The sequence below is a fragment of the Prochlorococcus marinus str. MIT 0918 genome (genome assembly GCF_027359415.1).
GTDB lineage: Bacteria > Cyanobacteriota > Cyanobacteriia > PCC-6307 > Cyanobiaceae > Prochlorococcus_E > Prochlorococcus_E marinus_C.
The window spans coordinates 598748-614005 of the sequence record NZ_CP114780.1; the positions used below are offsets into that span (position 1 = coordinate 598748).

Here is a 15258-nt window from a genome sequence, read left to right on the forward strand (position 1 = left end):
ATGTTAAATATTTTTTTTAAATTTAACTTTATAATATAAAATTCTACCGACATGCTATAATCAAATCATTTGATCACCTTTAATAGGTAATGAATGAGCTCCAAGAAAACATTAACTTAGCAAGTAATTCAATTAGCTTAGGTTATATAGATGGTTTAAAGATATTGCTTTTAGCATTTGTTGCTGGACATTTACTCCGTTTAATTTATAAAAAATACTCGACAACATTTTCCTCTAAGAATAGCTTTGGTAATACCATACTTATAGTAACTATAAGCGTCGCTGCACTTATTGCTGTTGTTAAGTCGTCGTTAGCTTTATCACTTGGTCTAGTAGGTGCCTTATCTGTAGTAAGATTTAGAACAGCAGTTAAAGAGCCTTATAACCTAGCATTTTTACTGTTATCCGTATGTATAGGAATTGCTATAGGAGCTTCTCAATTCGTCTTCGCTATGATGACTTTTGCAGTATCAGCTATATGCATCTTTCTTCTATATAACTTATCATCGGCTAAAGGTAATCGTTCAAATGATAAAACAATTGATTTAGACACTATTATAGTAAGATTACCTCCAAATTCTGATGTAGAAGCAATTTATAAAACAATAGAATTAAACTCACTTTATTACTCAATACAATCATTTGATCAAACAAATGGTGAGGATATAACCGCAACATTTAAAATAAAGTTTAGAGATTTAAATGGATTTAATTCTTTAAGGAAATCAATAATGAGTAATAATGAAAAAGCTAGTCTAACCTTTTTAAACTCTCCATCCTATTGATTGCATGAGAAGAATTTTAAGCAATAAAAATAAACTAAAAATTAGTATTAGAAATAGATTTACTAATAATATTTTTCAGTCTGCGAAGAATATTTCTCTTGTAATAATATCTATAGAGATTATTCTTTTAGGATCAATTGTTACACAAGAGCCATCGAGAACATCAATGGTATTGATGAATAAAATAAAAGATAGAATAAAGGAAAGGATATTATGGCAATTTGATACTTTTTATCCTAGTGACTATTTTAATTATTTAAAAGAATTAGGAGCATCTATAATACCAATCAATAATGTATTGCCAAGAGCTGACCTTAATCTTAAATACAAATCAATGTTAGCTCTTGATTGTCATAGGAAAACTTCAAATATAATAAGAACAGCAGATACAAAATTAATATGTCCAAAGAAAGAATGGCAAGAAGGAGATTTAATAATTAATAAAATTAACTATCCAATAAAGTTAAGGGCAAAGGGAGACAGGCAAATACATAGGCAAAGTTTCAAGAAGATGAGTTTTAAAGTAGATATAAAGGGAGAAAAGAGATATTTAGGGATGGAAGAGTTCTCTATGCAAATGCCTATAATAAGGAATTATACAATGGAGATATTTGCATCTAGACTACTTCGTGAATTAAACATAAGTAGTCCTAGGCATAGATATATTAGGCTATTTATAAATGGAGAATATATTGGAATAAGACATTTAGAAGAAGCATTTTCTAGGGAGCTAGTTGAATCATCTAAAAGGAGATATGGTCCTATATTTTCATTAGAAGAAAACACATCAATAATATTCGAAGAAAGTCGCTTTGATCTTCACGATTCAAACTATTGGAATAAGAGCGATCTAGAACTTGTGCAAAAAGTACGAGCTATACTAGAAGAATCTAAAGTTAACCAGGATGTAATTAATAAATACTTTGATCTTGATTTATGGGCAAAATATTTTGCTACTCTTGACGCTCTTAATTTATTTCACGGAACATATCCTAAAAGTGTAAAATTCTATTTCAACCCTATAACTGGACTAATAGAACCAATATTTTATGATGGTCATATGTATTCAGGAAGAGGTTTTGATAACTTTAATTTTTACCAATTAATAAACAAAAACAATAATAATCTTGTTTATTGTGGAGATTTTTGTGGAAGAAATAGATTGTTTTTCAAAAGATTCTTTGGCGATAATAAAAACCCTAATGTAAACTTCTATGAGAGATATATTAAAGAATTAAATCAAATATCATCATTAAGTACGGTAGAGAATATTATGACTCCAATATGGAGTAATTTATCAAAAGAGAGAGGATACCTATATAAAAACTTCTGGAAAATAGATCGCCAGGAAAAGGCTGGGATAATGCCTCATATAGCTCCCTGGGCTGTTGTTAAAGAAAGGCTTAAAAGCATTCGCAATAAAATATACAAGGCAAAAACAGAAAGACCTCTTATAGGAATTGATAATAATAAAAATAAAATCATGCTTCTTAATCAATATTCTGAGGTTCCTCAATTATTAAATATATACTGCAATAATGATAAATCTAATTCAATTCTATTGATTAAAGGAGTTAAGAACTACTATAATATAAATAGTCTAGCTTCATGTGGATTATCAAATGCCTATTACAGTCTAAATGGTGAAAGCAGAAAATCTAAGATAAAACTTATCAGTTCATATACAATTAATTTAAATATAAATGAAAACCTATCTAATATTAATTTAATATCAAATAATAGACAAGATTATATCTTTAGTAAAAGACTAACTAGATTTACGGAAAATACTTATTTAACTAATAAAGATATTACCTTCGAAAAGTCTGCTGGAATATGCCTAGAACCAAATGTAAATTTATACATAAAAGATTCTAATGTAATATTCAATGGGAATAAACTGGAACCAAATATAATAACTCGATGCAAAACCAATCAAATAAATAACAATAAATCTGGTTCAGTTGTTATTCAAGATAGCATTATTAATGGTGGAGAGTTACATATAAGTTACCTAAGTGAACCGAATTTAGAAATGAAGACTCTATATGGATCAATTAATTTTATTGAATCAAGACTTAAACTTAAGGATCTCAAGGTATTTAACTCTAATTCAGAAGATTCTGTTAATTTCATAAATTCTAATATAGATATAGAAAATATTACAGTTGAAGATGCAAAATCTGATGCCATAGATTCAGACTATTCTACATTTAAAATAGGTAAAATAATATGCAATAGAATTGGCAATGATTGTCTGGACCTCTCATTCTCTAAAGGTTATGTAAAGAATCTAATCGCAAATGCAATAGGAGATAAAGCACTAAGCATAGGAGAAAGCTCAAATATTTCTCTAGAAGATGTTGAAGTTAAAACTAGTGAAATTGGTATAGTTAGTAAAGATTCATCAAGTTTAGAAATAAAGAATTATAAATATACAGGGGTTAAGTTGCCTATTGCTGCATATATCAAAAAAGCAGAGTTTTCCTCACCAAGTATTGAAGTAGAACGAATCAATCCATATAATAAGATTGATTGGTTATTTTCAGCAGATACAAATTTGATAATAGAAGGTGTTAAGCAGAACTCTAAAATATCATCACAAAGTATTGAAGATAGGCTATATGGTTCTGAGTATGGAATAAAAACAAAGCGGTAATGCGATACGAACGAAAATTCTCTATAAATAATACATCTCTAAGGCATTTAGATTACTTTATGATCTCAAGAGGTTTTACACAGCATTACCCTGATAGAGTTATATCTAGCTTTTATTATGATACTCTATCGTTTGATTTATTTAATCAATCAGAAGATGGAATATCAAAAAGAAACAAATATAGGATTAGATACTATAATTATAATTTTAAAAGCTTAAAATACGAAAACAAAAAGAAGATTTCTGATTCCGGATCTAAGCTTACATTAGATCAGACATTTATTCAAAAATATAACTGCTATGATGTATATTTTAATAAGCCATTCAAACAACTTAATAATATTGTAATTCCAGAATGTCTTCACATTAAATACTTTCCTAAAAGTTATATTGAATACAAAAGATCATATTATCTTTCATCTGATTATAAGTTAAGAATTACACTAGACCATCAAATATATTTCGGTGCAATACAAACCAAATCAAAAAAGGTTATAGTTTCTAGAAGAGTTGGCAATCCAACAGACGTACTGGAAATTAAATATGATAATTTTTATGAGCCTGAAGAAAATTTCATCAATGAACTTTCAACAAACTTCAACATGATCTTAAGTAGGCATTCTAAGTACTGCAATTCAATTAACCTTTTATATAATTAAATTTTAGGTAATGAGTTTCAATAGCCCTGCTTATGTTGTTTTTCTAACTATTATAATATTAATATATCTACTTGTAAAAAAAGAACAACGTTTACTATTCCTTTTAGGCGTTAGTTATCTATTTTATAGTCTAATATCTTTAAAGTTTGTATTAATTTTATTTCTTATTACTGTAATTAGCTATGTAATAGGTCAATTAATTGAAAACTCCCATGGCAAAAAGAAATTAATCTACATTAATACAGGGATTAGTTTCATATTATTATCACTAGTTAGCTTAAAATACTTAAATTTTCTATCCTCAGGAATCAACTTAATAACTGGTAATAATTCAAATAGCATTGTTTTCTTTGAAATGGCAGGTATATCTTTTATTTCTTTTCATATTATATCCTATCTTTTAGATATTTATTATGAAACAAGCCCCTCAGAAAAATCCTTTATAAAATTCTCTACATACATCTCATTTTTTCCTAAGCTATTACAAGGTCCAATAGAAAGGGCTGATAACTTTATACCTCAATTAAATAATCTTAAAAAAATAGAGATTAATAATATAGAAAAAGGTAGCTTTATTATTTTATGGGGACTATTTCTTAAAACAGTAGTGGCTGATAGAATATCTATGTATATTAATCCTGTATATCAAGACCCAACAAATGCTTCAGGAGTAGCTACTATAATTGCTATTTTAGCCTATACCTTACAAATATATTTTGATTTTGCAGGTTATACAAAAATTGCTATTGGCTCAGCTCAACTTTTTGGTATAACAATTTTAGAAAACTTTAACAATCCATTAGTAGCTGTTTCTTGTACAGACTTTTGGAGAAGATGGCATATATCATTATCTTCTTTCTTACGTGATTACTTATTCTTACCTTTAAGTCATCAATTTAGGCATAAAGAAAAACTAGGTTTAGTATTAGCAACATTAATTACTTTTATACTAGCTGGATTATGGCATGGCCCTTCTATTACTTTTATTTTATTTGGAACATTTCATGGTATATGGCTCTCTCTAGAAATTATCTTTAGAAAGAATAAAATTTTTAATAAGTTAACTATAAATTTACCAATAATTAATAAAATAAGGTTATATTTAATGAGGCTATTAACTTATTTAGGTATTAGCTTGTCATTCATTTTCTTTAGGTCTGAGAATTTAAATATAGTTTTTAGTATTTTTAATAATCTATATATAGGTTTACGGCAGCTAATATCTTCAACGAATACTTCCCTTAATGATATGATCAGTATATTTATAAGTTCAGAATCAAAAGAATATCCATGGTTTACTGTTTTGATTAACACATTAATACTTTTAATTAGTTTTTTTATAATATATTTAGCAAGAAAATACTCGCTTGGTTCTAAACTACAACATACCAAAAGAATAAATTCCTATATCTGTGCCCAACTGCTAATCTTAACTATAATAAGTTTTGGTATTGTTTCATCTCCCTCCTTTGTATACGTGTTCTAGTGTTTTTAAACTCAATTAAAAGAATTTGCCTATTCTCTTTTATTCCAGTCGGTTTTCTAATTTCTAGTGAAGTAATTCTAAGGGTTGGAGAGTCTGATATGAATAAAAGGACAAGAGAGATATATGAGGAGATTTTCAGAAATAATCCTAAAAGAGATTATCTTATACTAGGAAGTTCAGATTCACTATGTTCAATAGCTCCTTCAAAAGTTAATCCTAAATTAAATATTTTTAATTTATCAATAGACGGCACTAGTCCATCTTATAATGAAGAACTTTATAATAAATATCTTTTAAACAAAGTTCTTGCAGATAATTTGATTTATGGAATAAGTCCAGCTTCATTCATTCATAGAGAGAGAAAAATCGCAATTGATGAAAGATTTGTTGGCTATCGTGGTAATTATTTAAAAAATACTATAGGTTTTATAAGCAGACTTAGAATACTGAATGTTCGTTCAATTTTAGAGAAAGTAATAGCATCAAGTAAAAGGATTAACAGTCAAAATATATCTGGGCCAGATTTTAGTAAATATGACAATGGTTATTTGCCATGTAGTACTAAGGGAGATTTTTTATATAAGTTAAATAATGACATTCCAGAGATTAATCACGATGAAAAAGAATCCTTAAGGAGATTATTAATAAAGGTGAAATCTAATGGATACAAAACAATTATTTTAAGTCTGCCTACACCCTATAATTATTATAAAAAAGAAGATTTAGATCATTTCCATAATGACCTGATGTCTCTAGCTAATGATGTTGGGGCAATTCTGGTTAGAGGAGATAATATTCACAAGAAATTCTTACAAGATAAGGAAAACTTTTCAGATAATGTTCACCAAACAGAAAAAGGTTCTTTTTCATTCTCTAAAATCTTAAATAAATTACTAAAAGAAAATAGTGTAAATTAAACATATAATTAAGATTAAGATTCCTTTAAAAAGAAGTAGAGTCAAAGAAACCTTTAGATGATAAGAACCAAATTATAAATAAAACCGGCCCTAAAGAAAATATTAGTAAGAGAATCTTCTGAGCTCCTGTACTAATTTCATTTTGTCTTTTTAATTGACCCATAAAATTAAAGAAATCCTAAATATATTATTTTACCTCATTCTTTATTTGCATCGGCAAATCAATTCGATGTAACTTCCAAGTTGTAATTTTAGACCTTTTCCAAAAAGCAACTATAGGTTCACTATAATTTGGCATCTTACTACTTAAAATAAATGTATTTACTGAATTATAATGCAAATTAATTTTAGGCTCATTATTTTTTTTCTGATCGTTATCTGAAACAGGAGTACTTATTCCTTCTTGGTTAATAGTCGAAATTTTACCCTTGGTTAATAACAGTTCTAATCCGGAAGGAGTAATTGTGGCTTCTACTGTTGCATCAACAATTTTTTCGAGAATTGGATTAATAAAAAGCATACTAAGTTCACCTAAGGCTGATCCAGAGACTTGTTTCTGAGCTCCTGATATAGCCTTCTGAAGAAGTTGATCTTTTAAACTTCTCCTTACTGAAATAAAATCAATATATTTGCTAGCTTTGTTCGAATCTTTTGCTTCAATAGCAGATTTAAAACCCAAAATTGAGAAGTAAGGAGTTAAATAAATATAAGTTATAAGCATTAAACATAAAGATGCAGCATAAGAATAAATTTTTTTCTTTCTTAAAAAGTTAACATTCATAGGAACCTTCTCCAAACGAGATATACTGTTGATTAACTAAATCAATAGCTTGTTTAAAATAATATCATCATTTTTAACAAAAATTTTACGCTGCCATTAAAAATATTAAACCAAAAAACCTTAATATATTGGATAATTGAAACTCACAGATATTCTTATAAAAGAAATTTTCTATAAGTTTTATTTACTTAAGAAGGTAAAGCTTATTTAAAATATATAATCTAGTGATGTAATATACTGAAGTTAAAATCTATAGGATAATTAATATCAGAAACTATTATTATGTTATTTCTTATTAGAAGAATTACCATTAGAAAAAGGTTTGGTCTCTTTTATATATTGTGATAAAGAACGTGTCAAACGATCTCTTAAAAACCTATTATTTTTAAATACGGTGTTCTTTATAGGATACAAAAATTGATTGAGTTTGCTTTTAATTCCATCATCTAAGACATTACTAATTAGTAACCAGGCATACCAGGTACTTATACACAATAAAACAACTCCTATAAAAAACATAGTTGTTAAAGGTTAATGAATCTAACTTGCTTTAATTAAGTATAACCTAATAAATGAATATTGATAGCTATTTGAGGTTTCTTAGTGAAGTAGGGTGAAAATCCTAATATGGACAAGTTGCCTAGTTTTATCATTATTAGCTTGTTTAAAAGTTTTAGGCTGAAATAATATCAACCTCATCTCACATCTATTTTCAATAGGAGCTCAAATAAGAAATCAAAGGTGCTACCTCGATTAATTTACAAATCATTTGCTTCCTTAAATAATGCGTCTTTCTCGTAAGACAAAGTTTCTAGTTTTTTTAGCTCTACTGGGTCAAAATGTTTTATAAGAGTCTGAGTGAAAGAGAATATTTCCTCATCAGGAATCCCGTTATCCCTCAATTCTGCAAGTACACTTGAAATAATCTGGTAGGCATCATTCATTAATTCAACTTGATGGTCACTAGCGAGAAACTTGTTCATTTTAATTCTTGCACTTCAAACAATATAGAAGTCATTTGATACAAGAAGTAGTTGAGTCATTTAATCCGCACTTAAATAACTAAGATTCAAGGGTAAAAAACGAGATTTTTAAACCTAAATATATCTAAGGTTTTATCTTTAAAACATTTTTCTCGTCTCTTCTTTGAGTTATAACCTCACATTTTCAAGTCTACTATTTAAGCTTAGAGACGTATGAAGGACTAATCTCTTTTGTTAATTGATAATATGGCTTGAGACCAGACTGAAGTAAGCTTACTGTTTTAAATATGCTTAATTAATCGATTCTAATCCTGCATATCTCTTCTTATCCAAAAAGCACTATTGGAATCAGTTGTAATTGAGAACCTTTAAACTGAACTTTTAAAGAAATACGCTAACTTTAAGAAATGTCTAACAAATACAGCGTTTCTCCACTAAATTGTCTACTTTTGTATGTTCTAGCTGCTGCGTTGGTCGTTCCGAGAAAAGAACTAATAATTTGCTTACTAAAATAACTGATCAAGCAATGCATTGATTTAGAAACTTTACATAGCCATAAAAGTAAAGTGCATTAATGGCAAACATAATCTCTTAACATTAACAAATCTGAAGAGAAGTTTATCCTGTAGAAAAAATTTCTAAAAAATTAGATCTTTAGTTAATTAAAAGAACGTCAGAGGGTTATTATGACTGAAAGATAAAATTATCAAATTTTCAACCATAAGCATGATGAAACAGTAGAAATACTTATAAAAAACTAAGAATAAAAGAATATTCCTGTTTTTTTTATTACTTTAAATTAAGAGTCATAAAAAAGTCTAAAAGCATCCATTATTCATCTAATACTTCGATTATTTATAAATCAGAATACATATGAAGTCCATGAATTATTCACTCAAACTTCTTTTATACGTCGCTGGCTGGATTATTGCATGGTATCTCTTCAGTTCAATAATAAATTCTGGCTTAATTATTACTCATGTATATCTAGCAGGAAGTAAAGGCATGGCAATTACCTTTTTTATTACAGGAATAGTTTCAATAGCTGGAGGTTACTCTTTATACAATGAAACTTTCTCAACTGAGATTAATAATAAATCTAATTAAAAATGGCCTCGAGAATGCCAAGTTTTAGACATTTATCTCTATATACCTCATATATCAATAACATCTAAAAAATAATTTCTATATTGATAGGCCTAATTACTCCATAACAAATACCAAGGTATAAACACCAGAGTTAAAACACTCCAGCGTAAAGACTGATTTACAGACTTAAGTTTTCTACGCTAAAGAAAAGGTAGGCCTTTCATTAAAAGAACAAGCCCTAGCTAATGCAATCACTATTGAGCCTAGAGATAGCTCAATTCAATTGAACTCAGGAGGTTTTGCAATGGACAATGATCAATTTGATTACAAAGAGAGTCATGCAGGCTATAGAGTACGAAAAAGATTAGAAATCCATAGAAGAATAACTATTTTAAAACATAAACGAATTTGTATAGAACGTGAATTAAAAGCAATAGATAACGCTTTAAAATCACTTGCTCATCAAATAGAAAGAGACTCAGCATATGAAAGTCTTTCAGTATATTGAAAGAAAATTCAACCAAGCCTCAATCTAAGCCTATAATTTGACATTTAAGTACAGCCAAGGCTTCATTAGGTAGTTTGAGAAAAGAATCCAAAATCCAATTATTTGTTCTTTCAATCATTGCTATACCTACAAGTGTAGTTTGTTTATCTTTTTGAAGGACCTGACCAGAAACGTCAAACAAGCGACTTTTCACTCTTCGAGTTCCCAGAATTGTATTGATAATTAAATTAGGAAATTTAATTAAACGACAAATACTAAACTCGAAGCTTGCGTTAAAATCAAATATCACTTCACCTGTTTGAAAATCTATAGTTCCTTCAAGCTTATTCATAAACATCTTTATCTGTAGCCCTGGGGGGAGAGGCATTCCTAAAAACTTGGTGGTCTTCGAATTAAGTGGTGGAATAGAAAATGTCTCTGAATCAAATTTATAATGTAGATTATTTTTAGTATTTGACGAAAGCAAGTTAGCCTCTCCTCCCCCCCCACGAGCGTCATATAGAAATATTGGATATGAACCTATAGCTAATTGGCATTCTGTTTGACTTTTTAATAGAATTGATTTCATTACTAACTGGCGTTGTATTTTCTATAGTTAATAAGATTTAAGGCCTTACAGTTAAATCTAACTAAAAATTTTAAAGTAATGTTTAAATCGCAAACCTTTTCTTTTAAGTTGGTGCTTTTTTAAATTATCAAGTAATTATAAATATACCTTATTTATTAAATCGCAGCCTTCGCCATTGACTTACCAGCTGCTACATAAGGGCTAATTACTACACTTGCTCCTGCTAATTTCAACTTACTTGAAGCCTCCTCACTTTCAGCTCTCACAATAATTCGACAGTTTGGGTTAATCCCTTTTGCACTAAGCAAAACATAAAGGTTAGAGGCATCTGTTGGTAGAACTACAACAAGGCTTCGGCAATTAGATATACCAGCAGACAATAAAGTTTCATCAAGGGTTGCATCTGCTTGCAAAACCACAAGCCCATTTTTTTCTGCTTTATCCTTGCTTAATGAATCTATTTCAACAATTAATGTTGGGATGCTATCAGAAAGGAGTTGATTTGCAATTTCTTGACCTATGCGGCCATATCCGCAAATAATAACGTGATTTTCCATTCTTCTTAGCATGCGGCGAAATCTTAGCGCCTTCATTCTGAAAAAGTATCCTGACTCTCTAAGAGCAACAAAACGTTGAAGAGTTAATTGAATAACAACAACTCCACCACCAATTATTAACAATGTAATTATTCGTCCTGCTTCACTAAGTGGCTCTACTTCTCCAAACCCTATTGTAGTGATGGTAATGAGAACCATCCAAAGGCAATCACTCCAATCCCAACCTTCGGTAACTCGATATCCAATTGCTCCTAAGAGGAACACAAGTCCTATTAATAAAATTGGTAATAACCATGGTTTTAGAAAATCTTTAATCATTAGATCTTCAGAAATTATTTACAAGAGATGGATTCATTTATATAAGAATAATAATCTGAGTTACCTTTAAAAAACATGAGCATTATTTATTAATGTTATTTTGAGTAGCTCTATTTGAAGCAACTTTGAAACTAACTAGGATTTATAAGTAAAAGCTTTAAATCTCTTTATGGTAAAGTTTTAGAGCATTTAGCTGATTGATTAGAAAATTAAATATCTAAACTATGATGGTGGAATATATTTTTAGTCAATGCTTCCGTGATTTTTATTCAAAATATTCAATCCTTAGGAATAAAAGCTTCTTCTGAAGAAAGTTTGTTATTAGCCTTATTAGCCTTACGAATAATCTTTTGAGCTTCTTCTCTAGAAAGGCAATTTTCTGCCTTTGCTTGAAGTTTTAAAAGTTTTGAGTGTTGCTTAGCTGGATTCATTGAATGGATTTTTGAATATGTATGTTGAAGCTTATTTAAAACATCTTCTAAGGTCTGATCGACTTAATTCGTTTTATTATGATGTTTAAAAAAAATTATATCAAAATTTTTACTACTGTCACTATCCTGAGTGACAGTTTGTTATTGGGACAATTCGTTTCTTTATATCCCAACCAGAATCTCACTTTTTTTAATCCTTCAAGCTAACATCATAGAGACTTAAAAATAAAACAGTATTTTGAAGGGAGTTGGAAATCCGTTTAAGAGTTAAGTTAGGCATCATTTCAATACTTTATAAGAAAGCTATTAAACTTGTAATAAAACCATCTTCCAAGCTGAGATTCAATTGCTAGTCTGCTAGTTCCAAATCTTCAAAAGCTTTTATATGAAAAGAGTTATTATTTTTTAGATATATCAACTTTTCATGATGGGCAAATACTCCCTTAGAGCATCCTACCTTAAGTCAGTTAGGGCTCTAGAATGCTAAGTTTTAATTAAAAACGTCATTGCAAGTATACAATTAAACGCTTATAGCAGATAGGGGGACGTCTATTCAGATCTTTATTGGGAAAAGAGAATAAAGCTAGATCAATTTCTTAAGAAAATTTAAATAGAAAAATATATCAAATCACATTCACCATAAATAACAACTATCATTAAGATAAAAATGCAATTTTATTACTTTAAGTAATTTTCATCTCTATGAATTCATGGCTTTAAAAATAGGTGACGAAATACCCGATTTCTCATTACTTGACCAATCGGGACAGTGTAGAAGTAAAAAAGATTTCAAAGGGAAGCCTTTAATACTTTTTTTCTATCCTAAAGACGACACTCCTGGATGCACTGTTGAGGCTTGTGGCTTTCGTGATAAGTATGATTTGTTTAAAATCCTTGGAGCTAGAGTCTGTGGTATTAGCAATGGGAATGAAGAAAGTCATTTAAAATTCGCTTTAAAAAATAAACTTCAATACCCTTTACTTTGTGATAAAGATAATATACTAAGAAAGTTATTTGGTGTACCTAAATTCCTAGGATTATTAGATGGAAGAGTAACTTATGTTATAGACTCTAAAGGAATAATTCGTCATATTTTTGAAGATCTTATTAACGGTCCTGCTCATATCAAAGAAGCTATAAGTGTCTTAAAAGACTTTCAAAATTAAACATTATAATTTTACTATATTCATTAGTTAATTTGAATATAGTAAATATTTAGAATAAACTTTTCTCAACGTCGTTAGACTCCCATTGAAAACTCAATAATGTATTAAAAAATTTTTATTATTCTGCCTAAAAGGACTCAATTTATATTTACTATCCAAACGATTTTAACTACAAATTATTGTTTTTAAAGAAAGTTGACCTTATATTTAATTAATATCTTGAATATTTCAACTCGCAATGGAAGCACTATGTTCTCTTGATGATAAAAACATCCTGGTAACAGGTGGTGCTGGTTTTATAGGAAGTCACCTTATAGATTTAATTGTCAAGCAAGAAAATCCAAAGAAAGTAGTAGTAGCATCAAATTTTTTTCTTGGCAGGTTAGCGAATTTATCAGAAGCAAAAGAATCATTTCCAGATTTAATCATTGAAAGGTGTGATGTTGGTGATTTCGAAGAAATTAATGAGGTGATATTGAATCACTCTATAGATATTGTTTTTAATTTAGCCACCATACCTCTTATTTCATCCTTAACAAAACCCGAGTGGTCACTAAAGAAAAATTTAGACATGACGATTAATATTTGTAAGCTATTACGCGAAGAAAAGTTTGCATCTCTAATCCAATATTCATCCTCAGAAGCATTAGGAACTGTTAGGAAACTTCCAATGGGAAATGATCACCCTAGTTTCCCAGAAACTCCATATGCTGCTTCAAAATTAGCCACAGATCACATAGCACTTTCTTATTTCAACACCTTTGGGTGTGATGTTGCTGTAATAAGACCATTTAATCAATACGGTCCGAGACAAAATGCACATAAATTTGCAGCGTTAATACCAATATTAATTAAGAAAATGCGCAAAGATGAAGATATATTTATTTCTGGCGATGGCCTTCAAACAAGAGATTTTATCTTTGTAAAAGATACAGTTAAAGCAACATTAGAATTATTTAAACATCCTCAAACCCGAGGTAAAATAATTCATATTGGCAGTGGGAAAGAAATAAGTGTTTTGTCAGTTGTTAAAAAAGTTGCTTCATTAATGAATTACACAAAAGAGTTTAAGTTTATCGAAAAGAGAAAAGGAGATGTTAGAAGACATTGTGCTGATATTAGTGAAGCTAATCAACTTATTAATTGGACACCTCAAACTAATTTCAATGAAGGCATAAAAGAGACTGTTGAATGGTATAAATCACATCCAGAGGCTTTTCAAGCAAGCATTTTATAAACTTAATTATTTATTAATTGCATTTAAAATTAGGCTGCAAATGAAGGTAAAAAGTAAAATCTGGGAAAAAAATTCCATAAAAGATTATCTTTTAAACCAACTGGTTAAATATTAACTAGGATCCGCATTACATTTAGCTCTATATAAAATTTCAATCTAGTTTCTAGGGCATACCTAAATTAGGTCAGTTAGACAAATATTAGAACAGTATGGAAAAAATAGTAATCTATTTATCATCGTTAGTAATTCCAATATTTATTTCTGGTTGTTTTTTAAGCTCTTCATTGATTTTTTAGAGGAAGCAAATTATTAAAAAAATTCATACTAACACATATTTTAAACCGCTAGCTAGAAATATGTCCTTATAATGAGTCTTAGATTTTATCTATTAATGAAATACAGACACACTGAACTAAGCTAAAGTTTATAGCGGATACCAACAGAAAAAATGGTTCTTTTAATAGGTTGAGTAGTCCATCCATTAATAACTGTCTCTTCTAAATTTCTGTATGTAACTTCACCAAAGGTTTCTATTTTTTTGTTAAAAGGATAAGAGATTCCACCTTTAAATTGATAAGCCAAACCTGAAGACAAATCTTCTTTACCACGACAGGCACAATTAGTATCCATAAGTGAAATTCCCAACCCAGCTCCAATGTATGGTGTCATTTTAGTAAATTCTATGTTTCCAAAAAAGTAGCTGCTATTTATAAATAAGGAATGAATTGATGCATATGAGACAAGAGGAGTCGCCGAATTTTCAGTGTTTATATGAATTGAATCTAATTGATAGGATAATTCGCTCCTGAGATAATCATTGTATTTATATCCAATACCCATCTCTCCAGAAAAGCCACTAGTTATATCATCTTTATACCTCCTTCCTGAAGAATGCTGATAAACATAAGTGTCTTCCGATGGGAAAAGAACGCCTGAGCTAAACGTTAAATAGAACCCATGATCCTCTACTTCAATCATCTCAACATATCCATCTCCCTTTCTAATCTTGAACTCGACCTCTTCGGAAAGCACTTCAGAAGCTGAATTGAATAAAAGAGATCCTGCAACTATTGCTCCTTTGATTAACTTAAAAAGCATTTTCATAAAAGCGATT

At 29.2% G+C, this 15258-nt stretch carries 15 protein-coding genes and 1 pseudogene; 9 read left to right on the top strand and 7 right to left on the bottom strand.

What is annotated here, in order from left to right:
- Positions 1-89: 89 nt before the first annotated feature.
- The 5 genes from O5636_RS03230 (at position 90) to O5636_RS03250 (ending at position 6506) form a co-directional block, all read left to right on the top strand.
- Positions 90-785, top strand: coding sequence for a DUF4956 domain-containing protein (locus O5636_RS03230; RefSeq protein WP_269623186.1), 696 nt, complete (start codon positions 90-92; stop codon positions 783-785).
- A 4-nt stretch (positions 786-789) separates the two neighbouring features.
- The gene (locus tag O5636_RS03235) at positions 790-3444 is read left to right on the top strand and encodes a CotH kinase family protein (protein WP_269623187.1); all 2655 of its coding nucleotides are present in this window, start codon (positions 790-792) and stop codon (positions 3442-3444) included.
- A complete protein-coding gene (locus O5636_RS03240) occupies positions 3444-4103 on the top strand; it encodes a VTC domain-containing protein (protein WP_332299713.1) in 660 nt (219 codons plus the stop codon). Before O5636_RS03235 ends, O5636_RS03240 begins: the two co-directional genes overlap by 1 nt.
- A 10-nt stretch (positions 4104-4113) precedes the next feature.
- Positions 4114-5589, top strand: coding sequence for an MBOAT family O-acyltransferase (locus O5636_RS03245; RefSeq protein WP_269623189.1), 1476 nt, complete (start codon positions 4114-4116; stop codon positions 5587-5589).
- A gap of 98 nt (positions 5590-5687) precedes the next feature.
- Positions 5688-6506, top strand: coding sequence for a hypothetical protein (locus tag O5636_RS03250; protein WP_269623190.1), 819 nt, complete (start codon positions 5688-5690; stop codon positions 6504-6506).
- Between the two features lie 187 nt (positions 6507-6693).
- On the opposite strand, the gene O5636_RS03255 is transcribed toward O5636_RS03250, so the two are convergent.
- The 3 genes from O5636_RS03255 to O5636_RS03265 all read right to left on the bottom strand — a co-directional run bounded on the left by O5636_RS03255 (position 6694) and on the right by O5636_RS03265 (position 8270).
- Positions 6694-7287 carry a DUF2939 domain-containing protein gene (locus O5636_RS03255; protein ID WP_269623191.1) on the bottom strand — a complete coding sequence of 198 codons (594 nt, stop codon included), beginning with the start codon at positions 7285-7287 and terminating at the stop codon, positions 6694-6696.
- A 285-nt stretch (positions 7288-7572) separates the two neighbouring features.
- Positions 7573-7806 (bottom strand): hypothetical protein, encoded by a 234-nt coding sequence (locus O5636_RS03260; RefSeq protein ID WP_269623192.1) that lies wholly within the window; start codon positions 7804-7806, stop codon positions 7573-7575.
- A 239-nt stretch (positions 7807-8045) separates the two neighbouring features.
- On the bottom strand, positions 8046-8270 hold the full coding sequence (locus O5636_RS03265) for a hypothetical protein (RefSeq protein ID WP_269623193.1): 225 nt from the start codon (positions 8268-8270) through the stop codon (positions 8046-8048).
- Positions 8271-9152: 882 nt separating this feature from the next.
- On the opposite strand from O5636_RS03265, the gene O5636_RS03270 reads away from it, so the two are divergent.
- Complete coding sequence (locus O5636_RS03270; protein ID WP_269623194.1) at positions 9153-9377, top strand: hypothetical protein; 225 nt, start codon at positions 9153-9155, stop codon at positions 9375-9377.
- 286 nt (positions 9378-9663) lie between these two features.
- The gene (locus tag O5636_RS03275) at positions 9664-9867 is read left to right on the top strand and encodes a hypothetical protein (protein WP_269623195.1); all 204 of its coding nucleotides are present in this window, start codon (positions 9664-9666) and stop codon (positions 9865-9867) included.
- Positions 9868-9886: 19 nt separating this feature from the next.
- Here O5636_RS03275 and O5636_RS03280 read toward each other — a convergent pair whose 3' ends face one another.
- The 3 genes and pseudogenes from O5636_RS03280 to O5636_RS03290 form a co-directional block, all read right to left on the bottom strand.
- Positions 9887-10435 (bottom strand): hypothetical protein, encoded by a 549-nt coding sequence (locus O5636_RS03280; protein WP_269623196.1) that lies wholly within the window; start codon positions 10433-10435, stop codon positions 9887-9889.
- A 158-nt stretch (positions 10436-10593) separates the two neighbouring features.
- Positions 10594-11310: pseudogene (locus O5636_RS03285) on the bottom strand (potassium channel family protein); the annotation flags it as partial.
- Positions 11311-11588: 278 nt separating this feature from the next.
- Positions 11589-11741 (bottom strand): hypothetical protein, encoded by a 153-nt coding sequence (locus O5636_RS03290; RefSeq protein WP_269623197.1) that lies wholly within the window; start codon positions 11739-11741, stop codon positions 11589-11591.
- 710 nt (positions 11742-12451) lie between these two features.
- Between O5636_RS03290 and O5636_RS03295 the strand changes: the two genes are divergently transcribed.
- The gene (locus O5636_RS03295; RefSeq protein ID WP_269623198.1) at positions 12452-12907 is read left to right on the top strand and encodes a peroxiredoxin; all 456 of its coding nucleotides are present in this window, start codon (positions 12452-12454) and stop codon (positions 12905-12907) included.
- A 238-nt stretch (positions 12908-13145) separates the two neighbouring features.
- Positions 13146-14144 (top strand): dTDP-glucose 4,6-dehydratase, encoded by a 999-nt coding sequence (locus O5636_RS03300; protein ID WP_269623199.1) that lies wholly within the window; start codon positions 13146-13148, stop codon positions 14142-14144.
- Positions 14145-14561: 417 nt separating this feature from the next.
- Here O5636_RS03300 and O5636_RS03305 read toward each other — a convergent pair whose 3' ends face one another.
- Complete coding sequence (locus tag O5636_RS03305; protein ID WP_269623200.1) at positions 14562-15248, bottom strand: outer membrane protein; 687 nt, start codon at positions 15246-15248, stop codon at positions 14562-14564.
- Between the last annotated feature and the right edge of the window lie 10 nt (positions 15249-15258).